Annotated in this window: 16 protein-coding genes; 11 read left to right on the top strand and 5 right to left on the bottom strand. The window is 75.3% G+C overall.

Going from position 1 to position 21,587, the window contains the following annotated elements; translation table 11 throughout:
• Nucleotides 1–15 precede the first annotated feature (15 nt).
• Nucleotides 16–1,278: a methionine adenosyltransferase gene (gene metK / locus FLM69_RS02720; RefSeq protein WP_010078605.1), complete on the top strand. Its 1,263-nt coding sequence runs from the start codon at nucleotides 16–18 to the stop codon at nucleotides 1,276–1,278.
• Nucleotides 1,279–1,390: 112 nt separating this feature from the next.
• On the top strand, nucleotides 1,391–3,454 hold the full coding sequence (locus tag FLM69_RS11675; RefSeq protein WP_159401773.1) for a primosomal protein N': 2,064 nt from the start codon (nucleotides 1,391–1,393) through the stop codon (nucleotides 3,452–3,454).
• 66 nt (nucleotides 3,455–3,520) lie between these two features.
• Here the strand turns inward: FLM69_RS11675 and FLM69_RS02730 are convergent, their stop codons facing one another.
• Nucleotides 3,521–4,576, bottom strand: a complete 1,056-nt coding sequence (locus FLM69_RS02730) for an alpha/beta fold hydrolase (protein ID WP_036336590.1) — start codon at nucleotides 4,574–4,576, stop codon at nucleotides 3,521–3,523.
• Between the two features lie 272 nt (nucleotides 4,577–4,848).
• Between FLM69_RS02730 and FLM69_RS02735 the strand changes: the two genes are divergently transcribed.
• From FLM69_RS02735 to holA, 6 genes are all read left to right on the top strand, one after another.
• Nucleotides 4,849–6,174, top strand: a complete 1,326-nt coding sequence (locus FLM69_RS02735) for a membrane protein (RefSeq protein ID WP_036336588.1) — start codon at nucleotides 4,849–4,851, stop codon at nucleotides 6,172–6,174.
• A 157-nt stretch (nucleotides 6,175–6,331) separates the two neighbouring features.
• A complete protein-coding gene (gene leuS, locus FLM69_RS02745; protein ID WP_141842951.1) occupies nucleotides 6,332–8,839 on the top strand; it encodes a leucine--tRNA ligase in 2,508 nt (835 codons plus the stop codon).
• Between the two features lie 46 nt (nucleotides 8,840–8,885).
• Complete coding sequence (locus FLM69_RS02750; protein ID WP_141842953.1) at nucleotides 8,886–9,860, top strand: DegV family protein; 975 nt, start codon at nucleotides 8,886–8,888, stop codon at nucleotides 9,858–9,860.
• A 129-nt stretch (nucleotides 9,861–9,989) separates the two neighbouring features.
• Entirely contained in the window at nucleotides 9,990–10,847 is an 858-nt protein-coding gene (locus tag FLM69_RS02755) for a ComEA family DNA-binding protein (RefSeq protein ID WP_036313756.1), read from the top strand.
• Nucleotides 10,844–13,444: a ComEC/Rec2 family competence protein gene (locus tag FLM69_RS02760; RefSeq protein ID WP_223247540.1), complete on the top strand. Its 2,601-nt coding sequence runs from the start codon at nucleotides 10,844–10,846 to the stop codon at nucleotides 13,442–13,444. The genes FLM69_RS02755 and FLM69_RS02760 overlap by 4 nt, the downstream gene beginning before the upstream one ends.
• Nucleotides 13,445–13,454: 10 nt before the next feature.
• Nucleotides 13,455–14,474: a DNA polymerase III subunit delta gene (gene holA / locus FLM69_RS02765; protein ID WP_036317182.1), complete on the top strand. Its 1,020-nt coding sequence runs from the start codon at nucleotides 13,455–13,457 to the stop codon at nucleotides 14,472–14,474.
• 101 nt (nucleotides 14,475–14,575) lie between these two features.
• Here the strand turns inward: holA and rpsT are convergent, their stop codons facing one another.
• Together rpsT and FLM69_RS02775 are read right to left on the bottom strand one after the other, a co-directional pair.
• Nucleotides 14,576–14,842 (bottom strand): 30S ribosomal protein S20, encoded by a 267-nt coding sequence (gene rpsT / locus FLM69_RS02770; RefSeq protein ID WP_002854699.1) that lies wholly within the window; start codon nucleotides 14,840–14,842, stop codon nucleotides 14,576–14,578.
• Nucleotides 14,843–15,037: 195 nt separating this feature from the next.
• Complete coding sequence (locus tag FLM69_RS02775) at nucleotides 15,038–15,700, bottom strand: type II toxin-antitoxin system PemK/MazF family toxin (protein WP_141842955.1); 663 nt, start codon at nucleotides 15,698–15,700, stop codon at nucleotides 15,038–15,040.
• A gap of 111 nt (nucleotides 15,701–15,811) precedes the next feature.
• On the opposite strand from FLM69_RS02775, the gene lepA reads away from it, so the two are divergent.
• Both lepA and hemW read left to right on the top strand, forming a co-directional pair.
• The gene (gene lepA, locus FLM69_RS02780) at nucleotides 15,812–17,671 is read left to right on the top strand and encodes a translation elongation factor 4 (RefSeq protein ID WP_036336574.1); all 1,860 of its coding nucleotides are present in this window, start codon (nucleotides 15,812–15,814) and stop codon (nucleotides 17,669–17,671) included.
• Complete coding sequence (hemW, locus tag FLM69_RS02785) at nucleotides 17,672–18,952, top strand: radical SAM family heme chaperone HemW (RefSeq protein WP_036336572.1); 1,281 nt, start codon at nucleotides 17,672–17,674, stop codon at nucleotides 18,950–18,952.
• A gap of 15 nt (nucleotides 18,953–18,967) precedes the next feature.
• Here hemW and FLM69_RS02790 read toward each other — a convergent pair whose 3' ends face one another.
• Together FLM69_RS02790 and FLM69_RS02795 are read right to left on the bottom strand one after the other, a co-directional pair.
• Complete coding sequence (locus tag FLM69_RS02790; RefSeq protein WP_002854682.1) at nucleotides 18,968–19,387, bottom strand: DUF4870 domain-containing protein; 420 nt, start codon at nucleotides 19,385–19,387, stop codon at nucleotides 18,968–18,970.
• 94 nt (nucleotides 19,388–19,481) lie between these two features.
• Nucleotides 19,482–20,342, bottom strand: coding sequence for a DUF3097 family protein (locus FLM69_RS02795; protein WP_036336568.1), 861 nt, complete (start codon nucleotides 20,340–20,342; stop codon nucleotides 19,482–19,484).
• 171 nt (nucleotides 20,343–20,513) lie between these two features.
• Between FLM69_RS02795 and hrcA the strand changes: the two genes are divergently transcribed.
• Nucleotides 20,514–21,527: a heat-inducible transcriptional repressor HrcA gene (gene hrcA, locus FLM69_RS02800; RefSeq protein WP_036336566.1), complete on the top strand. Its 1,014-nt coding sequence runs from the start codon at nucleotides 20,514–20,516 to the stop codon at nucleotides 21,525–21,527.
• Nucleotides 21,528–21,587 lie beyond the last annotated feature (60 nt).

A 21,587-nucleotide genomic window follows, 5' to 3' on the forward strand; every position in this document is an offset into this window, starting at 1 on the left:
CCTAGACTGTGCGGCATGACCGATGCCGCCTCGCTGAGCCCCGCCCGCCACGCCGACCCGTATTCGGGGGTGGGCGGCGGAGAGCTCCGCCTCTTCACCTCCGAGTCCGTCACGGCGGGCCACCCCGACAAGATCTGCGACCAGATCTCCGACGCCATCCTGGACGCGATCCTCGCCGCCGACCCGTCGGCGAAGGTGGCCGTGGAGACCCTGACCACCACCGGCCTGGTGCAGGTGGCCGGCGAGGTGAACACCTCGGCGTACGTGGAGATCCCCAAGATCGTGCGCGAGACCATCCTGGACATCGGCTACGACTCCTCGGCCAACGGCTTCGACGGCGCCCAGTGCGGCGTGAACATCTCCATCGGCCAGCAGTCCTCGGACATCTTCGCCGGCGTCTCCCGGTCCCTCGAGGCCCGCGAGTACGGCTCGGCGGACGAGGTGGACGAGCAGGGCGCGGGGGACCAGGGCATCATGTTCGGCTACGCCACGGACGAGACCCCGGCGTACATGCCCATGCCCATCTACCTCGCGCACCGGCTCTCCGAGCGGCTCACCGCGGTGCGCCGGGCGGAGAACACGCCCATGCCGTACCTGCTGCCGGACGGCAAGACGCAGGTCACCATCGGCTACGCGCCCGGCCACGTGCCCACCACGGTCGAGGCCGTGGTGGTCTCCACGCAGCATCACGAGTGGGTCACGCAGGAGCAGCTGCGGGCGGACGTGGAGGAGCACGTGATCCGGCCCGTCATCGAGCGCTCCGGCCTCGACACCTCCGGCATGCGGATCATCATCAACCCGGGCGGCAAGTTCGTCATCGGCGGCCCCGTGGGCGACGCCGGCCTCACCGGTCGCAAGATCATCGTGGACACCTACGGTGGCATGGCCCGGCACGGCGGCGGCGCCTTCTCCGGCAAGGACCCGTCCAAGGTGGACCGCTCCGCCGCCTACATGCTCCGCTGGGTCGCGAAGAACGTGGTGGCCGCCGGCCTCGCCTCGCGCGCCGAGTTCCAGGTGGCCTACGCGATCGGCTCGGCCCGGCCCGTGGGCCTGTACGTGGACACCTTCGGGACGGCCACGGTGCCGGAGGAGAAGATCATCGAGGCCGTGAACGCGGTGTTCGACCTGCGTCCGGCCGCCATCGTGAAGGAGCTGAACCTCCTGCGGCCCATCTACCGACGGACCGCCGCGAACGGCCACTTCGGCCGGGACGACGCCGACTTCACGTGGGAGCGCACGGACCGCGTCGAGCAGCTGCGCGCTGCCGCCGGCCTCTGATCCGGAGGCGGGCATCACGGACACGCTGTTCGCCCTCCCGGAGCCGGAGGACGCGCCCCGACTGCCGGAGCGGGCCGAGGGGTGGCCGGAGCGGCCGATCGCCCGCGTCCTGCTGGACTCGCCCGTGCCGCACCTGGACCGCGAGTTCGACTATCTCGTGCCCGTGGCCCTGGACGACCGGGCGGTCCCCGGCTCCCGCGTGTCCGTCCGCTTCGGCGGACGGGCCATGACGGGCTGGCTCGTCTCGCGGGAGCAGGAGCCGGCCACCGGCGCCCAGCTCACCGAGCTCACCGGCGTGCTCACCGCCATCCCGCCGCTGACGGAGGAGGTCCTGGCGACGGCTCGCGCGGTGGCCCGCCGCCAGGCCGGCGTCGTCACGGACGTGCTGCGGGCCGCGGTGCCCCCGCGCGTTGCGCAGGTCGAGAAGGCCGCCCTGGCGGAGGACGCGGAAACCGCCGCGGACCACCCTGTGACGCTGACCGGCACGGACGCCGAGCGCCCGGAGCCTCCCGCGGCGGAGGAGGGCCTCGTGCCCACGGTGTGGGAGTCCCTCGAGGGGGGCACCGCGTTCGTGTCCGCCGTGCTGGCCGGGGACGCCGCGCGGGCGGCCGCCGTCGTGCCCTCGCGCCTGTTCGAATGGGACGAGGCGGGCGCGCTGGCCGCTCTGGCGCGCACGGTGGCCGCCTCGGACGGCGGCGTCCTGCTGCTGGTGCCCGACCACCGCGACCTCGACCGGCTCTGCGCCGCCCTCGACGAGCACGTGGGGGAGGACGCCTACGCGCGGATCGGCTCCGAGGACGGCAACACGCCCCGGTACCGCGCCCACCTGGCCGCGCTGCGCGGCACCCGGCGCATCGTGGCCGGCACCCGGGCCGCCGTGTGGTCGCCCGTGCGCGACCTGAGGCTGGTGGTGCTCTGGGACGACGGCGACGACGCGTGGGCAGAACCCCGCGCGCCCTACTTCCACGCCCGAGAGGTCGTGTTGGAGCGGGCCCGCGCGACCGGCGCGGCGCTGCTCTTCGCCGGGCCCTCCCGGTCCGTCCCGGTGCAACGGCTCGTCGAGTCGGGCTGGCTGCTGCACCTGGGCCCCTCCCGCGCGACCCAGCGCGAGCTCGGGCCACGGGTCGTCTCCACCGCCGACGCCTGGGAGACGGCGCGCGACCCGTTCGCGCAGCGGGCGCGGCTGCCGCAGGCCGCCTGGGCCGCCGCCCGCGCCGCGCTGCTCGGGCCACGGCCGGGCCCGGTGCTCGTGCAGGTGGCCCGGGCCGGCTTCATCCCCGCCCTCGTGTGCGAACGGTGCCGCACGCCCGCCCGCTGCCGCGTCTGCGCGGGGCCGCTGGGCTTCCGCGACGCGCGGGCCGCCCGGCACGGGGAGGTGGCCTGCCGGTGGTGCGGCACCCGGGAGCGCGGCTTCCGGTGCACCGAGTGCGGCGGCACGACGCTGCGGGCCGGCGCCCGCGGCGTGGACCGCACGGCCGAGGAGCTGGGCCGGGCGTTCCCGCGCGTGCCCGTGCACGCCTCCTCGGCGCAGCACATGCTCGGCTCGGTGCCGCCCGGGCCCTCCCTGGTGGTGGCGACCGTGGGGGCCGAGCCGGCGACGCCCGACGGCTACGCGGCCGCCCTGCTGCTCGACGGGGACAGCCAGCTCCAGCGCGAGGGCCTCGACGTGCCGGGCCGCGTGCTCGCCCGCTGGCTCGCGGCCGCCTGCCTGGTCCGCCCCGCCTCCGACGGGGGCGTCGTGGTGGTCACCGCGGACGCGGGGGAGGCGGTGAACGCGCTCGTCCGACGGGACCCCGACGGCTTCGCCGCGCGCCAGGTCGCCGAGCGGCGCGAGCTGCACCTGCCTCCCGCCGGCCGCCTCGCAGAGGTCACGGGGGAGGCCGCCGCCGTCGCGGAGTACCTCGAGCTCGTGGAGGCCGCCCGCCGGGAACGGCCGGACGAGGACGTCCACGAGGATCCGCACTCGGCCCCGCTCGATGGCGGCCCGGCGCGGCTGCCCTGGATTGGGCCGGTGCCGGACCCCGCCGACGAGACCCGCTCCCGCGCCCTGCTGATCTTCCCCTACGCGGCGGCCGAGGCCACCGTCGGCGCCCTGCGCGCCGCCCGGTCCGCAGCGAGCGCTCGGCGGGAGACCGCCCCGGTGCGGGTGCGGCTCGACCCGGCCGGGGTGCTCTGAGGGGGCGGCCGGACCGACCCGCAGCCCGAGGGGCCGGAGCGCGGCGACGCCGGGGCGATGACGGCGTCAGCGGCCGGCGCGGCGGAGCCAGTCGCGGATCAACGCCGCACAGGCGGCCGGCCGCTCGTAGTGCAGCAGATGCCCGACGCCGTCGAGGACGTGCAGCTCCGCCGTGCCGCCCGCGTCGTCGATCGCCGCGGCGAGCGCCTCCTGTGCCGGCACCGAGCCCAGCGGATCCTCCCGCCCCGCGACCAGCAGCACCGGCAGGCTGAGGCGGGCGGCGACGTCGGCCACGGAGCCCGTGCTCGAGGCGCGGTACGCCTCGGAGAGCATGCGTGCGGAGGCGAAGTCCGAGAAGTGGCGCCGGTGCTGGTCATGGGTGTACGCGAGGACATCCCTGTCCCTGGTGCGGGTCATGGCGAGCGTGGTCACCCACACGACCGGCGGCGCGCCCAGCAGCAGCCGCGCCGGGCGCTCGGGCAGGCGGGCGGCGACCTCGTAGTACCCCTCGGCGACGGCCGCCAGCACCCGACTCGACACGGACGCCGACGCCTCCAGCGCGGGTTCGGCGATGGGGTTGAGCAGGACCAGCCGTCCCCACCGGGACGGGTCCCGCGCGACCAGCTCGGCCGCCACCGTCGTCCCGTAGGAGTGCGCGACCAGCACGGGGGTCGCCCGCAGACCCAGGGCGGCGACGACGGTGGCCACCGCGTCCGCGTGATGGGCCACGGTGTGCTCGGCGTGGGGGAAGGGCTCCGAAGCCCCGAAGCCGGGCAGCTCGATCGAGTGGATCGGATGCTCCGGGAGCGCGTCGGCCAGCAGGGCGAGGCCGTGGTGGTCCCCGCGGAAGCCGTGCACGAACACGAGCGGGGCAGCGGCCGCGTCCCCCTCGGGTGCGCCGGGCGATCCCGGCGCGGCCACCGGAACGGGGGTGTACTCCCACACGGCCACGGACGACCGGATCCCGCTGACGGGGTCCGGGACGGCCAGGGTGTGCCGGCGGGGCGTCCGGGCCGGGTGGCCCGTGAGCACGCGGGGATCGGCGGGCGCCGCGGGCGGGCGCAGCAGATCGCGCAGGCGGACGGGCGGGCCCGGGGCGGCGGACGGCGTCGGGACAGGCACGTCCCCACCCTAGCCAGGCCTTCGACCGCCGACGCCGTGGCGCCTCGTCTCCGCTGGACGCGGGGACGGGGTCCGCCGAGATGCTCGGCCTGATCGCGACCGCGGCGTGCCAGCGGGAGGGCGGCCTTGGGGTGGGCCTGAGGCCACGCTGCCCGGAACCCGGCGACGCCTGGTCCTGGCCACGATGGCGCGCGCGTGCCTACCGTACTCCGGCCCGTCCTCGGTCCCGGGGCCCGCACGGGCGCACCCCGTCCCCCACGAAAGGCCCATGCGTGCAGCACCCCGTCGCGCTCAGATCCCTGAAGATCGCCCTCGCCTTCGTCGGCCTGCTCGTCGGCGCCGGCTTCGCCACCGGCGCCGAAGTCATCCAGTACTTCGTGGGCTTCGGCTGGATCGGCGTCGTGGGCGCGGGACTGGCCGGCCTGCTCGTCACCGCCGGCGGCGCCGTCATCCTCCAGCTGGGCAGCGTGTTCCTCGCGGCCGACCACAAGGTCGTCTTCCGCAGCGTCTCGCACCCCGTGATGGCCCGGATCCTGGACGTCGTGGTGACGGTGACGCTCTTCGCGATCGGCGTCGTCATGCTCGCCGGGGCGGGCTCGACGCTCGCCCAGCAGTTCGGCTGGCCGACGTGGGCGGGCTCCACCCTGATGACCCTGCTCGTGCTCGTGACGGGCATGCTGGACGTGGAGAAGGTCTCCGCGATCATCTCCCTGATCACGCCCCTGGTGGTCGTCGCGGTCGTGGCCGGGTTCGTCCACGTCCTGGTCACCCGCGACGGCGGCTTCACCGCCCACGAGTCCCTCGCCGTCCAGGCCACCACGCCGGTGGACCCGTGGTGGCTGTCCTCGGTCAACTACTTCGGCCTCGTCGTCGTGATGGCCGTGTCCATGTGCCTCGTGATCGGCGGGTCCATCACTCACCCCCGGGAGGCGTTCCTCGGCGGCCTCACCGGTGGCCTGATGTACACCGCCCTGCTCCTGATGGCCTCCACGCTGCTCTACCTCGGCTACGCCGAGATCGGCCGCGCCGACGTCCCCATGCTGCGGCTGTTCGCCTCGATCGCGCCCTGGCTGGGCTGGGCGATGGTCGTGGTGATCTACCTGATGATCTTCAACACCGCGATCGGCATGTTCTACGCGCTGGGACGCCGCCTCACGGCCGACCGCCCGGGCCGCTACCGGCCCGTGTTCGCCGGCGTCACGCTGCTGGCCTTCGCGGTGAGCTTCGTCGGCTTCGGCGACCTGATGAACGTCGTCTACCCGGCGCTGGGCCACCTGGGGATCGTGCTCGCGCTCGTGCTCCTCGTCTGGTGGCTCACCCACCGCCGGCAGATCTCCGCCGAGTCGGGGCTGCGTCTGCGCCTGCTCGCGCTGCTCCGCCTGCGTGAGCATCCGGAGAAGACCTTCACGGCCCAGCACGCAGTGCAGCTGCAGGAGGCGGTCGGGGACTCCGTGGCGGCCCCGGACGCGGTGACGGAGGCCCTCGAGGACGAGGTCGCCCAGGTGCTCGAGGAGGACGACGCGCTCACCTCCGGAGGGGCGCGCCCCGGTCCCGACGCCGGGCCCGAGCGTCCGGCAGGCGGCAGCCACTCCGCCTGAAACCGCGTGCCCGGCCGGGCACGGCGTCTCGGAGCGGCCCTGCGGCCGGGCCGGGGCGCCGTCGCCGTAGGATGGGGTGGCCGGCCGTGCCGCCGGCCCCGTCCGCGCCGCCCGAGGGCCGGCGCCCCATCCCGACTGCGTGAGGACTCGAACCGCCGTGAGCCAGACCCCCGACAGCGCCGTGCCGGCCACCCCCAGCATCCCCGCCGACGCGGAGTACTCGTTCCGTGACGTGGAGGCCCGCTGGGCCGGGTACTGGGAGCAGGCCGGGACGTTCGCCCCGCGCGAGGACGGCTCCGAGACCCGCACCGTGGTCGACATGTTCCCGTACCCGTCGGGCGACCTGCACATGGGGCACGCCGAGGCGTTCGCGATGGGCGACGTCGTCGCGCGCCACTGGATGCAGCGCGGCTTCGACGTGCTGCATCCCATCGGCTGGGACTCCTTCGGCCTGCCGGCCGAGAACGCCGCCATCAAGCGCGACGCCCACCCGGCCGAGTGGACCTACGCGAACATCGAGACGCAGAAGCGCTCCTTCCAGCGGTACGGCATCGCCGTGGACTGGTCCCGTGAGCTGCACACCTCGGACCCCGAGTACTACCGGTGGACCCAGTGGCTGTTCCAGCAGCTGTACCGCAGGGGCCTGGCGTACCGGAAGGACTCCCCGGTCAACTGGTGCCCCCAGGACCAGACGGTGCTCGCCAACGAGCAGGTCGTGGACGGCCGCTGCGAGCGCTGCGGCACCGAGGTCACCAAGCGGACCCTGAACCAGTGGTACTTCCGCATCACCGAGTACGCGGACGCGCTGCTGGACGACATGGACCAGCTCACCGTCCACTGGCCCGAGCGCGTGCTCGCCATGCAGCGCAACTGGATCGGCCGCTCCGAGGGCGCCCACGTCGACTTCCAGGTCGAGGACGGCCCCGTCGTCACGGTCTTCACCACCCGGCCGGACACGCTGCACGGCGCGACCTTCATGGTGGTCGCCGCCGACGCCCCGCTGGCCGCCGAGCTCGCCGGCGACGACGTGCGGGCCGAACTCGAGGCGTACCGCGAGGACCTGAAGAAGGTCTCGGACATCGACCGCCAGGCCACGGACCGTCCCAAGAGCGGCGTGTTCCTGGGCCGCCACGCGGTGAACCCGCTGACCGGTGAGCGTCTGCCGATCTGGGCCTCGGACTACGTGCTGGCCGACTACGGCACGGGCGCCATCATGGCCGTGCCGGCCCACGACCAGCGCGACCTCGACTTCGCCCGCGCCATGGGCCTGCCCGTGCGCACCGTGCTGGACACCGGCGAGGAGGACCCGGCGGTCTCCGGCGTCGCGACGACCGGCGAGGGCATCCTGGTGAACTCCGGGGAGCTCGACGGCCTGGACAAGACCGCCGCCATCGCGCGGGCCATCGAGATCGTGCAGGAGCGCGGCACCGGCCGGGGCACCACCACGTACCGCCTGCGCGACTGGCTGCTCTCCCGTCAGCGCTTCTGGGGCACCCCGATCCCCGTGGTCCACTGCCCGGACTGCGGCGAGGTGCTCGTGCCGGAGGACCAGCTGCCGGTCACCCTGCCGACCGACCTCAAGGGCGAGCAGCTCGCCCCCAAGGGCCAGTCGCCCCTGGCCGCGGCGACGTCGTGGGTCGAGGTGGACTGCCCGCAGTGCGGTGGCCCCGCGCGACGGGACACCGACACCATGGACACGTTCGTGGACTCGTCCTGGTACATGCTCCGCTACGCGTCCCCGAACGACGACGCCCGCGTTTTCGACCCCGACGCCCTGCGCCGCTGGCTGCCCGTGGACCAGTACGTGGGCGGCGTGGAGCACGCGATCCTGCACCTGCTGTACGCCCGCTTCTTCACCAAGGCCCTGCACGACCTCGGCCTGGTGCCCTTCACCGAGCCGTTCCGCGCCCTGCTCAACCAGGGCCAGGTGCTCAACGGCGGCAAGGCCATGTCCAAGTCGCTGGGCAACGGCGTGGACCTGGGCGACCAGCTGGACGAGTTCGGCGTCGACGCCGTGCGCCTGACCATGGTGTTCGCCTCGCCGCCCGAGGACGACGTGGACTGGGCCGACGTCGCCCCGGGCGCCGCCGGCAAGTTCCTGGCCCGCGCGTGGCGCCTGGCCCGCGACGTCCGCGCGACGGGCGCCCCGGCCGGCACGGACCCGGCGGACGGGGCCGTGGCCCTGCGCCGGGTGACGCACCGGGCCGTGCACCAGGCACAGCAGCTGCTGGACGACGCCAAGTTCAACGTGGTCGTCGCCAAGACGATGGAGCTGGTCAACGCGGCCCGCAAGGAGATCGACGCCGGCGCCGGCGCGGCCGACCCCGCCGTCCGCGAGGCCGCCGAGGCCGTGGCCGTGCTGCTCTCCCTCGTCGCGCCGTACACGGCCGAGGACATGTGGGTCCTGCTGGGCCACGAGCCCTCCGTGGTCCGCGCCGGCTGGCCCGCGGTGGACGAGTCGCTGCTGGTCGAGGACACCGTCACGGCCGTCGTCCAGGTCAAGGGCAAGGTCCGCGACACCCTCGAGGTGCCCGCGGACATCTCCGCCGAGGACCTCGAGGCGCGCGCCCGCGCATCGGAGAAGGTGCGGAACTTCATCGGGGACGCCGAGATCGTCAAGGTGATCGTGCGCGAGCCCAAGCTCGTGAACCTGGTGATCCGCTGACCCCGTGAGACCGGCCGCGACCGGGCCGGGGGAGAGGAGGCAGGCCGTGGCGCGCATCGAGCAGTGGCGCGACGACGCGCTCGTCCGCCTGCGCTCCCGGCGCTCCCAGCTGGCGGGGCGGGCGCGCTACGGGCTGCGCCCGCCCCGCCGGGACCGCACGGCCGTCGTCACGGACTCGGCCGCCGCCCTGCCCGACGCCGTCCTCGGACACGGCCTGGCCGCCGGGATCCGCCAGGTGGCGCTGCCCGTCATGGTGGGCGAGCAGATCCACACGGAGGGCACGGACGAGCTCGCGCTGGAGCTGCCGCTGGCCCTGGCCGCCGGCACTCCGGTGCGCACCTCGCGGCCCTCGCCGGGTGCGTTCCGGACGGCCTACGCCGAGCTGGCCCGCGCCGGCTACGCACGCATCCTCTCCGTCCACCTGTCCGGCGAGCTCTCCGGCACCGTGGAGGCCGCGCGCCTGGCCGCCGCGGACGCCGAGCGCCCGGTGACCGTGGTGGACTCGCGCACCGTGGGCTTCGCGCTGGGCACGGCCGTGGTGGACGCCGCCGTGGACGCGGGGGTGGGAATGCCCGTGGCCCGCATCCGCGAGCGGCTCGAGGCCACCGTGGACTCCAGCCACGTGCTGTTCACGGTGCCCAGCCTCGAGCAGCTGCGCCGGGGCGGGCGGATCAGCGGGCTCGCCTCGCTGCTGGGCACCCTGCTGCAGGTGCGCCCCGTCATGGCGGTCGACGACGGCGCGATCGGCCTGGTCGACCGCCCGCGGTCCGCGGCCCGCGCCGTCGACCGGCTCGTGGAGCTCGCGACCGAGCGGGCCGGCGGGGACCCGGTGCGGATCGCCGTGCACGAGTACGGCGACCCCGAGACGGCCGGGCAGCTCGCGGAGCGGCTCCAGCCGATCTCCACCACCCCCGTGCCCGTCGTCGAGCTGCCCGCCGTGCTCGCCGCGCACCTGGGCCTGGGCGCCCTGGGTGTGGTGATCTGCCCGCTGGAATCGCCCACGGGGGGCTCGGGGGACTGAGGCCGCCCGTGCGGGAGCGCCGAGGAGACGGGCGCGTCCGTTCCTGCACACCACCCTGGACCGCGGAGGTCATCCCCAGGTCGGGTGCGGGACGCGCCCGACTCGGCGACGGGGCCGCAGACTGCCCGCATGAGCCCCAGCCACCGCCTCTGCGACGATCCGCCCGCCTTCGCCCCGGACCCCGCGCCCGCGGCCGCCCCCGACGTCGACACAGCCGGCCCGCACGCCGCGTCCCGGTGGGAGCGCACCCCACCTCGGGGCCCGGTGCTGCGGTGGCGGCCGGCCCTGCTGGCCGTCACCGTGCTGCTCGTCGCCGCCACGGCCTGGTGGGCGGTGGCCTGGCTGACCACCCCGGCGCCGCCCGCGGCCATCCCGGCGGCCGCGGCCGGTGCAGGCATCCCGCAGACCGACGCGCCCTCCACCGCCCCGTCGGCGGCGGGCACCGACGCGCGGACGTCCGAGGCGGGGCCGTCGGGGGAGGCGTCCGGCCCCGCCGGGTCCGGCCCGCTGCGGGTGCACGTGGTGGGCGAGGTCGCCCGGCCGGGAGTGGTCAGCCTCGCGCCGGGCTCCCGGGTGGCCGACGCCGTGGGCGCCGCCGGCGGCCCGACCCGGCACGCCCGGGCGGAGCGCATCAACCTCGCGGCCCCGTTGGACGACGGCCAACAGGTCCTCGTCCCCTCCGCCCGCACACCGCAGGACGCCCTGGACCGGGTGGCCGGGGCCGCGCAGGCGCAGCCCACGCCGACCACGGGCAGGGCCGGTGGCGGAGGCGAGCCGGGCGGCGCCGAGTCCGGCGACACCGTGGACCTGAACACCGCCGACGCCACGGAGCTGCAGACCCTGCCCGGCGTCGGCCCCGCCACGGCGGAGAAGATCATCGCCCACCGCGAGACGGTCGGCCCGTTCACCGGCCTGCAGGACCTGGACGCGGTGCCCGGCATCGGCCCGGCCACGCTCGACCGGCTGCGTGACCACGTCTCGTGGTGAGCCCGGCCCCGGGCCCGCCCAGCGATCCCGTGGACCGCCGCGCCCGCCACCGCGAGGTGCCCGGCCCGCTCGAGGCCCGGTGGGTGCCCGCCCTGCTCGTCTGCCTGACCCTCGGGATCCTCGGCGTCGCCTGGGACGCCCCGGCCCGCTCGGCGGCGGCCCTCACCGGGCTGGCCGTCGCCGCGACCACTGTCCTGGGCGCCGCCCGCTCGACCGGTCGGATACGGGGCGTGGCCACCGCGACGACGCTGGCCGGCGTGGCCGCGGCCCTGATGCTGCAGCACTCGGCCGGGCCCGCCGCCGCGGCCAGCGCCAGCGGCTGGACCGGCGCGGTGCACGCCGGCTCACCGCTGCGGCTCGAGCTGACCCTGGACGGGCCCGCCACCCGGAGCGAGGCGACCTTCGGCCCACGCTGGAGCGTGCCCGTGCGGGTCGAGACGTTCGGTCATCCGCCGCGGGCCCCCGAGGCGGCCGTGACGGCCCGACTCACGGGCGGGGGCGCACCGCCCGCGACGATCGCCGCGCCGTTGGACGGGACGGCGGCCCCCGGCGGCGGGCCGGGATCGCGGGTGTGCGTGGTGGCCCGGCCGTCGAGGTCCGGCTCCACCGTGTTCCTGGCCGCCGCGGCCGCCCCGCAGCCGGGACCCTGCCCCGGCGGGGCGGAGCCGGCAGGCGGGGCCACCGACGGCGGCCCGGGCCCGCCGCGGCGGGAGGCGCTGCGCGCCGCGTTCCGTCAGTCCGCGGAGGGCACGGTCGGCACGGCGCCGGAGCTCATCCCGGGGCTGGTGCTGGGCGACCGCTCCGCCCAGGGGGCCGCCCTCGACGACGCCATGAAGGCCTCGGGCCTGTCGCACCTGTCTGCCGTGTCCGGGGCCAACGTGGCCATGATCCTCGGCGCGGTCGCGATCACCCTGCGCAGCGCGCGGGTGCACCGGGCGGTGGTCCTCAGCGCCGGGCTGGCGGTCCTCGGGGTGTTCGTGGTCGTCGTGGGGCCGGAGCCGTCGGTCCTCCGGGCGGCCGTGATGGGCGCTCTCGGCGCCCTCGCGGTGTTCTTCGGCCGCGCGCGGCAGGCGTTCGGACTCCTGACGGTGGGCGGCACGGCCCTGCTCGTCGCGGTGCCGGCCCTCGCCGTGGAACCGGCCTTCCACCTCTCCCTGGCGGCGACCGCGGGCATCGTCCTGGGCGGCGCGCCCCTCGACCGTGCGCTGCACGCCGGGCTCGGCCGGGTGCTGCCCGACGTCGTGGCGCGGTGGCTCTCGGCGTCGCTCGCGGTGACCGTGGCCGCCCACCTGGCCTGCCAGCCGATCATCCTGGCCATGACCGGTGAGGTGTCGGCCTACGCGGTGCCGGCCAATCTGCTGGCCGCCCCGGCCGTGCCGCCCGTGACCGTCCTGGGCACCCTCGCCGCGGCCCTCGCCCTGCCCGCGCCGGGGATCGCCGCCGCCCTCGTCGCCGTGATCCAGTGGCCCGCGGCCTGGATCGGGTGGGTCGCCCACACCAGCGCCTCCCTGCCCGGGGCGCTGCGTCCGTGGCCGGCCGGAGCCCTCGGCGCCGGGCTGGGCGTCCTGCTGGTGGCCGCGACGCTCCTCGGATTCGCCGCCGTGCTCCTGCTCGAACGACGCCGGGCCGCCCCGGTGCGGCGTGTCGGCCGCAGCGCGCCGCGGACCCGCGAGCGCCTCCCCGCCCTGGTCGTGCTCGCCGCCGCGCTGGCCGCGGCCACCACGGGTGCGGTCGGGGCGGTCCTCGTGCCGCGGGCCTCGGGCGCGGCCCCGCCGGACTGGGCGGTGGCGTTCTGCGACGTCGGCCAGGGAGACATGGCCGTGTTCCGGTCCGGCCCGCGCGCGGGGGTCGTCGTCGATGTCGGGCCCGAGCCTGGGCTCGCTCGTCGCTGCCTCGACGACCTCGACGTCGACCGGGTGGACGCCGTGCTGCTCACCCACCTGCACGCCGACCACACCGGGGGACTGCCCGGCGTGGTCGACCGCGCCTCCCGCGGGGCGGTGCACTACGCGACCCGGGACGCGCCGGCGCAGGGCAGGGGAGGGCGCGGCGGCGAGGCGGACGGCGTCGACCGGCCCGCCGACGCGGCACGGCTCCGCACCGGCGCGACGGGCACGGCCGGGCCGGTGCGGTGGCACGTGCTGCTCGCCGACGCGCGGGCCCCCGAGGAGAACGACGCCTCCGCCCAGGTGCTGGTCACCGTCGAGAGCGAGGCCGGTCCGGTCACGACGCTGATCACCGGCGACATGGAGGAGGACGCCTCCGCGGCATGGGTCGCGGGGCACCGGTCCGATGCCGCCGCTCCGCCGCGCGTGGACGTGCTCAAGGTCGCCCACCACGGGGCCCGCAACGGTGGGACGGCCGTGCCGCGCGCGGTCGGCGCCCGCCTGCACATGGTCTCCGTGGGCGCCGACAACCCGTACGGACACCCCCACCGGGCCACGGTGGACGCGCTCGGCCGCCTCGGGCCGGTGGCCCGCACCGACCTGCACGGCACGCTGGCCCTCACGGCCGCGGACGGCCCCGACCCCGACGGCGCGCCCGAGATCACGGCTCACACCGTCCGCCCGCCCTCGAGCGTCCGCACCGGACCCTAGGATGGGACGCATGTCCGCCGCCCGCAGCCCCCGTTCCGGCCGAGCCGGCCGCACCGACCCGCTGGCCTGGCGGCGAGCCGAGCCCGCCCCGCTCATGCTCCTCAAGGGACCCGAGGACCATGCCGCCCGCTGGGTGACGGACCGCGTGACCCAGGCTCTGCGCGAGCGCCACGGCCAGCTGGAGATCCACCGGCTCCGCGCGGGGGAGTACCAGCCCGGCCAGCTGGCCACCGCGGCCAGCCCGTCCCTCTTCGCCGAGCCCACCCTCATCACGGTCGAGGGCCTCGAGGCCATGAACGACGCGTTCCTCGAGGACGCCCTGCGCCTCGTCCAGCAGGGCCCCGGCGCGGACGACGTCACGCTCGTGCTGCGCCACACCGGCGGCAACCGCGGCAAGAAGCTGCTGGACGCCGTCGCCCAGGCCGGCACGGTGGTCGAGTGCGTGCCGCTGAAGAAGGACGAGGAGCGGCTGGCCTTCGTGCAGGCCGAGTTCCGCGACCGGCGTCGGCGCATCGACGAGGAGGCGGCCCGCGCGCTCATCCGCGCCACCGGCGCCTCGCTCACGGAGCTCGCGGCCGCGTGCGCCCAGCTCGTCGACGACACCGAGGGCGTCGTCACCGTCGAGACCGTGGACACCTACTACAGCGGCCGCGTGGAGGCCACGAGCTTCGCGGTGGCCGATGCGGCGCTCGAGGGGCAGGCGGCGAGGGCCGTGTCCCTCGTGCGGCACGCGATGGCCACCGGCGTCCACCCGGTGATGATCACCGCGGCGCTCGCGCTCAAGGCGCGGCAGGTGGCGCGGATGATCGACGCCCGCCGGCCCGCCGCCGAGCTGCCGTCCCTGCTCGGGGTGGCCCCGTTCCAGGTGCGCTACATCCAGCAGGCGGCGCGGCACTGGACGGCGGCCGGCATCGCGCAGGCCGTGGAGTGGATCGCCCAGGCCGACGCCGAGGCCAAGGGCGCCTCCCGCAACCCGGAGTTCGCCGTCGAGCGCGCGGTCATCCGCGTGGCCACCGCCGTCAGCCGCTGACGGCGCCGCCGGACGGCACCCCACGGGGGCAGCCCGGACACGAAACGGCCCCCGCACCGATCGCTCGGGGCGGGGGCCGCGGTCACAGCCGGGGGCGTGGATTAGCCGAGGAGGGCCTTCACGCGGGCGGCGATGCCGGACTTGCGGTTCGCGGCCTGGTTCTTGTGGATGACGCCCTTCGAGGCGGCCTTGTCCAGCTTGCGGGAGGCGGTGCGCAGGGCGGCGGCGGCGGCCTCGGCCTCGCCGGCGGCGACGGCCTTGTCCACGGCGCGGATGGCGGTCTTCAGCTCGGACTTCACCGCGACGTTGCGCTGGCGCGCCTTCTCGTTGGTGAGGATGCGCTTCTTCTGGGACTTGATGTTAGCCAAATCGGGTCCTTCGTCGTCGGCGGCGCGGACGAGGGTCCGGGCGCCGCATGAACAGGGGGTCGTGGAGGGTGCCCGGATCCGTGGACTGAGCGGCGTGGGGAACACCGATGATGACCCGTTCCGGGGGTGCCCGTCGACCGGCGGACACAATGCGGACGATCCTACCACCCAGACCCCGCGATCCGCGCGGCCGACTCAGCGCACCCGCCTCCGGGCGCGGGCCAGCGCGGCCGTGACCCGGTCGAAGGCCGCCCGGTCCAGGACGCCGCCCTCCCGGCGCACCGCGGCCGGATCCACGCGGACCACCCGGTCCAGCTTCACCTCCGAGGCGCGGCCGGACCGGTCCCAGGCGCCCGCGCCCACGTCCACGTAGTCCTCGTCGCGGGCCAGGGCGTTGTTCCGGTCCCGGCTGGTCAGCATGAGCCCGAGCAGGTGCGCCCCGTCCCGGCCGATCAGGAGCACGGGGCGGTCCTTGCCCCGGCCGTCCATCTCCTCGTACGGCACCCAGGTCCACACGACCTCGCCCGGCCCGGCCGTCGGCCCGGGCACGGGCGCGTACTCGACGCGGACGGTGCCGGTGAAGTCCGGCAGGGACACGTGGCGGCCGGCGTCCTGTCGCCGGGGCCGGCGCTCCTGCCCGGGCCCGGGCATCGGCCACGAGTCGGTGGGCTCCGTGGGGTCCCACGCGGGCCCGGGAGGCCCGGGCGGGCCCGGGAAGGGCGACGGGCCGCTCCGGTCGCCGGCCCGTCGACCGGCCTCGGAGGCGGCCCGGCGCGGCCGGGCGTCGTCGCGGAGGGCGCCGATCAGGCGTGCCGTCCGGCGGCCGAGGGACAGGGCGCGATGCAGGTCGAAGGCCATGGGCGTGAATCTAGTGGACGCGCGGGCCCGGCGTCCGGGTCGGGTCGGCGGCGGATCATGAGAGACTAGGCGGTCAGAGTCCCGTCCCCGTCACCCGTAGAGGAAGTGCCCGTGTCGCCCCTGGCGTCGAACCCCCCGGTGCCCGCTGCCACCGACCCCTCGGTGATCCGCAACTTCTGCATCATCGCCCACATCGACCATGGCAAGTCCACGCTGGCGGACCGCATGCTGCAGGCCACCGGCGTCGTGCAGCCCCGCGACATGAAGGCGCAGTACCTGGACCGCATGGACATCGAGCGTGAGCGCGGCATCACCATCAAGTCCCAGGCCGTGCGCATGCCCTGGTCCGTGGACGGGGTGGACTACGCCCTGAACATGATCGACACCCCCGGGCACGTGGACTTCACCTACGAGGTCTCCCGCTCGCTGGCCGCGTGCGAGGGGGCGATCCTGCTGGTGGACGCCGCCCAGGGCATCGAGGCGCAGACCCTGGCGAACCTCTACCTCGCCATGGAGCACGAGTTGGAGATCATCCCCGTGCTCAACAAGATCGACCTGCCCGCCGCGGATCCGGACCGCTACGCGGCCGAGCTGGCCTCCCTGATCGGCTGCGATCCCGAGGACGTGCTGCGCGTGTCCGGCAAGACGGGCGTCGGCGTCGAGGAGCTGCTGGACCGCGTGGTCCGCGCCGTCCCCAGCCCGGAGGGCGACGCGGACGCCCCGGCCCGCGCGATGATCTTCGACTCCGTGTACGACACCTACCGGGGCGTCGTCACGTACGTGCGCGTCGTGGACGGCCGGCTCTCCCCGCGGGAGAAGGTCCGCATGATGTCCACGGGCACCACCTACGAGCTCCTCGAGATCGGCGTCTCCTCCCCGGAGCCCGTACCCACGAAGGGCCTGGCCGTGGGCGAGGTGGGCTACCTCATCACCGGCGTGAAGGACGTGCGGCAGTCCAAGGTGGGCGACACGGTCACCAACCACGCCCACCCGGCCGAGCAGTCCCTGGGTGGCTACGAGGACCCCAAGCCCATGGTGTTCTCAGGCCTGTACCCCATCGACGGCTCGGACTATCCCGTGCTGCGTGACGCCCTGGACAAGCTCAAGCTCAACGACGCCGCGCTCGTCTACGAGCCGGAGACCTCGGTCGCGCTGGGCTTCGGCTTCCGCGTCGGCTTCCTCGGTCTGCTGCATCTGGAGATCGTGCGCGAGCGCCTCGAGCGCGAGTTCGGGCTCGACCTCATCTCCACCGCGCCCAACGTGGTCTACGAGGTCACCCGGGAGGACCGTGAGGTCGTCACCGTGACCAACCCCTCCGAGTTCCCCGAGGGCAAGATCCTCGAGGTGCGCGAGCCCATGGCCTCGGCCACGATCATCGTGCCGGCCGAGTTCATCGGCGCCGTCATGGAGCTGTGCCAGGCCAAGCGCGGCAACCTCAAGGGCATGGACTACCTCTCCGAGGAACGGGTGGAGATCCGCTACTGGATCCCGCTGGCCGAGATCGTGTTCGACTTCTTCGACCAGCTCAAGTCCCGCACCAAGGGGTACGCCTCGCTGGACTGGAAGGCCGACGGTGACCAGGCGGCCGACCTCGTCAAGGTGGACATCCTGCTCCAGGGCGAACAGGTGGACGCGTTCTCCTCCATCACCCACAAGGACAACGCCTATACGTACGGCGTGATGATGACGGGCAAGCTCAAGGAGCTGATCCCGCGCCAGCAGTACGAGGTGCCGATCCAGGCCGCCATCGGCTCGCGCATCATCGCCCGCGAGAACATCCGCGCGATCCGCAAGGACGTGCTCTCCAAGTGCTACGGCGGCGACATCTCCCGCAAGCGCAAGCTGCTCGAGAAGCAGAAGGAGGGCAAGAAGCGCATGAAGATGGTGGGCCGGGTCGAGGTCCCGCAGGAGGCCTTCATCGCCGCCCTGTCCTCGGACGGCGCCGGCGCCGACCAGGCGGCGAAGAAGTAAGTGCCCGCCCTGCCCCTCGGCGAGCCGGTCCCCGACGACGGCCGGCTGCCGGCCGACGTCGGGCAGCGGGTGCGCGCGGCCGCCGGCGACGGCGCGGCGCGCACCTTCAGCCTGTACGTCCACGTGCCGTTCTGCACCGTGCGCTGCGGCTACTGCGACTTCAACACGTACACGGCCGTCGACCTCGGCCCCGGCGCGGGCCGCGGCGACTACTGGGAGTCGGCGGTCGCGGAGCTGGACTTCGCCGCGGACGTGCTCGCGTCCTCGGACGTGCCCGCCCGCCCGCTGCACACGGTGTTCTTCGGCGGCGGCACGCCCACGCTCCTGCCGGCCGCGGACCTCGTGCGCATCCTCCAGGCGGCGGTGGACCGGTTCGGGATCGCGCCCGGCGCGGAGGTCACCACCGAGGCCAACCCGGACACCATCACTCCGGAGTACGCCCGTGAGCTCGCGGCCGGCGGCTTCACCCGCCTCTCCCTGGGCATGCAGTCCGCGGTGCCGCACGTGCTCGCCACGCTCGAGCGCACCCATCGGCCCGAGTCCGTCCCCGCCGCCGTCGCCGCGGCCCGCGAGGCCGGCCTGGAGGTGTCCCTGGACCTGATCTACGGGACCGCGGGAGAGTCCCTCGCCGACTGGCGGGCCACGCTCGAGGCCGCCGTCGCCCTGGCCCCGGACCACGTGAGCGCGTACTCGCTGATCGTGGAGGAGGGCACCAAGCTCGGGGCCCAGGTGGCCCGCGGCGAGGTGGCGGACGTGGACCCCGACGACCAGGCGGACAAGTACCTGCTCGCCGAGGAGCTGCTCGGCGCCGCCGGCTACCGCTGGTACGAGGTGTCCAACTGGGCGCGCGACCCGCAGGGCTCCGGGGTCCACCGCGCGCGGCACAACGTGGCGTACTGGGAGGACCAGGACTGGTGGGGGATCGGCCCGGGAGCGCACTCGCACCTCGCCGGCGTCCGGTTCTGGAACGCCAAGCACCCCGCCGCCTACGCGCAACGGCTGGCCACGGGGGTCACCCCCGCCGTCGGCCGCGAGCGGCCCGACGCCGACGCGCGGCGACTCGAGCGCATCATGCTCGCGGTGCGCACGGTGGACGGGCTCCCGACCGCGGAGCTCGTCTCGGAGACGCCGGGGGAGGCCGCGCGGATCCGCGGGGCGATCGCCGAACTCATCGCCGCGGGCCTGCTGGACGGGCGTGCCGCCGTCGACGGGCGCATCATCCCCACGCTCGAGGGGCGGCTGCGCAACGACGCGATCGTCCGGGCGCTGGCCGGCTTCTGACCGGCCGGCCCCGGGTCAGCGCAGGATGCGCAGGTTGAACGGGTACCGGAACGGACGGCCCTTGGACACGTGCGAGGCGCCCATCACGCCGTAGACCGCCATGGCGGCCCACGTGAGCGCGCCGAGGATCGCGAAGATCGGGCCGACCACCGGCAGCAGGGACAGGAAGAAGAACAGGAGCGTGATGAGCGTGGGCGGCCCGGAGAAGTTCAGGGCCTCGCGCGACTCCTGCGAGGTGAACGGGCCGCGGTCGCGGTAGAGCAGCCACACGACCAGCGGGCCGAGCACGCCGAACGCCAGACTGAGGTGGGCCAGCGCCGCGCGGTCACGGTCCTGCTTCGCCGTGAGCGGGGCGCCGCGGCCGCCGGCCGAGACGAGCCAGGCGGGCGGGCCGTGGCCGGTGCGGCCGGCGTCGGGCTGCGCGCGGGTGTTCACGAGGGGCTCCTCCTGGATCGCGGGACCCGCGCGCCGGGGACCGGGCGCAGGGCATGGGCCAGCATAGCGCGGGCGGGCGGGGGCCGCGCCGAGATCAGTGCTCGGGTGCTGCGGTGAGGAAGTCGATGAGCTCCTCCACGCGGCCCAGCAGGGACGGCTCGAGGTCCGCGTACGTGGTGACGTGGGAGAGCAGCCGCTTCCACCCCAGCCCCGTGGCCTCCTTGCTCCCGTGCGGCCAGCCCAGTCCCCGCAGGATCCCCGTCTTCCAGTCCTGCCCCTTCGGCACGACGGGCCACGCGGGGATGCCGAGGACGGAGGGCTTGATGACCTGCCAGACGTCCACGTAGGGGTGGCCGAGGATGAGCACGTTGCCCGCGGCCCCCGGCACGCGCATGGCCTCGGCCGCGAGGCGCTCCTCCTTGGACCCGGTGACGAGGTGGTCCACGAGGATCCCGAGCCGGCGCCGCGGGCCGGGGGCGAACGTGCGGATCGCCCCGGCGAGGTCGTCCACGCCGTGCAGGGGCTCCACGACGATGCCCTCGAGGCGCAGGTCCTCGCCCCACACCTTCTCCACCAGCTCGGCGTCGTGCACGCCCTCCACCCAGATGCGTGAGGCGCGGGCGGTGCGGGCGCGCGCCCCCTCGACCCGTCGCGAGCCGGAGGCGGTGCGGGCCGGCGCCGCCGGGGCCGCGGCGGTCGGGGGGACCAGGGTCACGGGCTCGCCGTCGATCCAGAAGCCGCCGCCGAGGGGGAAGCCGCGGCGCACGCCGCGGTGGTCCTCCAGGACCACCACGTGCACGCCGCCGGAGCGCTCGATGCCGATCACGGCCCCGGTGAACCCGGAGGCCACGTCCTCGACCACCGTGCCGGGGGCGGCGGGCACATCGGGGACGGTCCGGGCGGGGCGGCGCGTCAGGTCGTCGTGGCCCGCGGGGCCCCAGCTGCTCCAGTCCATGGGAGAGCACGGTAGCAACGGGGCCGGGCGATCACCGTGAGCGAAGCCGTGCGGACCGGTCGGGTGGTCCACCCGGGTCGGACGGTAGCATTGGCACTTGACCCGCCGGAGTGCCAGTCAGGGGCACCTCCGGGGTCGCCCCGGATCCCGACGGACCAGAGGAGGACCGAGATGTCGGAGCAGCCCCGCCGCCTGCAGGTGCTCCAGGCGATCGTGGAGGACTACGTGGCGCTGCGCGAGCCCGTGGGCTCCAAGGCGCTCGTGGAACGGCACGCCCTGGGCGTGTCCTCCGCGACCGTGCGCAACGACATGGCGGCGCTCGAGGAGGAGGGCCTCATCGTGGCCCCGCACACCTCCGCCGGGCGCGTCCCCACGGACAAGGGCTACCGCGTGTTCGTCGACCGCCTCTCCGAGGTGAAGCCGCTGTCCCCGGCCGAGCGCCGGGCCGTGAGCACCCTGCTGGACCCGGAGACGGACACCGAGCACATGATGGAGTCCACGGTGCGCCTCCTGGCCCAGCTGACCCAGCAGGTCGCCGTCGCGCAGTTCCCCCACGAGGACGGCTCCACGATCCGCCACCTCGAACTGGTCTCCCTCACGCCCACGCGCCTGCTCGTGGTCCTCATCCTGTCCACGGGACGGGTGGACCAGCGGCACGCCGTCCTGGACCGGCCGGTCGACGAGGCGGAGCTGTCCGTGCTCCGCGGCCTCCTGCTGGACGCCCTGCTGGGGCTCGGTCCGGTGCAGGCGGCCGCCGTGATGGACGACGTCGTCACCCGGGTCCGCCCGGAGCACCGGCCGGCCGCGGCCCTCGTGGCCGCGGCCGTCCAGGACCTGCTCGAGGCCGGCCGGCAGGACCGCATCGTCCTGGCCGGCACCGCCAACCTGGCCCGCTCCCCGGGGGACTTCGGCGCGTCCATCGGGCCGATCCTGGAGGCGCTCGAGGAGCAGGTGGTGCTGCTGCGCCTGCTCACGGAGATGGAGCAGGACGCCCACGGGGTGTCCGTGCGGATCGGCTCCGAGAACGCCGGATCGCTCGCGGACACCTCGGTGGTCGCGGCCGCCTACGGCCCCGGCGCCGTGGCGAAGCTCGGCGTCATCGGTCCGACCCGGATGGACTATCCGGGCACCATGGCCGCCGTCCGGGCGATCGCCCGCTATCTCTCCCGCATCCTGACCACCTGACGTGCCTCCGCGCGTCCTGGCGGGCCCCGTCCCGCACCGCCCCACGTCCCGCTCGCCCCG

It is taken from the genome of Micrococcus sp. R8502A1 (assembly GCF_006704135.1).
Taxonomy (GTDB): Bacteria; Actinomycetota; Actinomycetes; order Actinomycetales; family Micrococcaceae; genus Micrococcus; species Micrococcus luteus.

Coding starts and splice junctions, on each gene's coding strand:
- holA (WP_036317182.1), top strand. CDS start 13,455: ATGTCCGCCGCCCGCAGCCCCCGTTCCGGCCGAGCCGGCCGCACCGAC.
- FLM69_RS02795 (WP_036336568.1), bottom strand. CDS start 20,342: ATGGACTGGAGCAGCTGGGGCCCCGCGGGCCACGACGACCTGACGCGC.
- FLM69_RS02775 (WP_141842955.1), bottom strand. CDS start 15,700: ATGGCCTTCGACCTGCATCGCGCCCTGTCCCTCGGCCGCCGGACGGCA.
- metK (WP_010078605.1), top strand. CDS start 16: ATGACCGATGCCGCCTCGCTGAGCCCCGCCCGCCACGCCGACCCGTAT.
- FLM69_RS02755 (WP_036313756.1), top strand. CDS start 9,990: ATGAGCCCCAGCCACCGCCTCTGCGACGATCCGCCCGCCTTCGCCCCG.
- hrcA (WP_036336566.1), top strand. CDS start 20,514: ATGTCGGAGCAGCCCCGCCGCCTGCAGGTGCTCCAGGCGATCGTGGAG.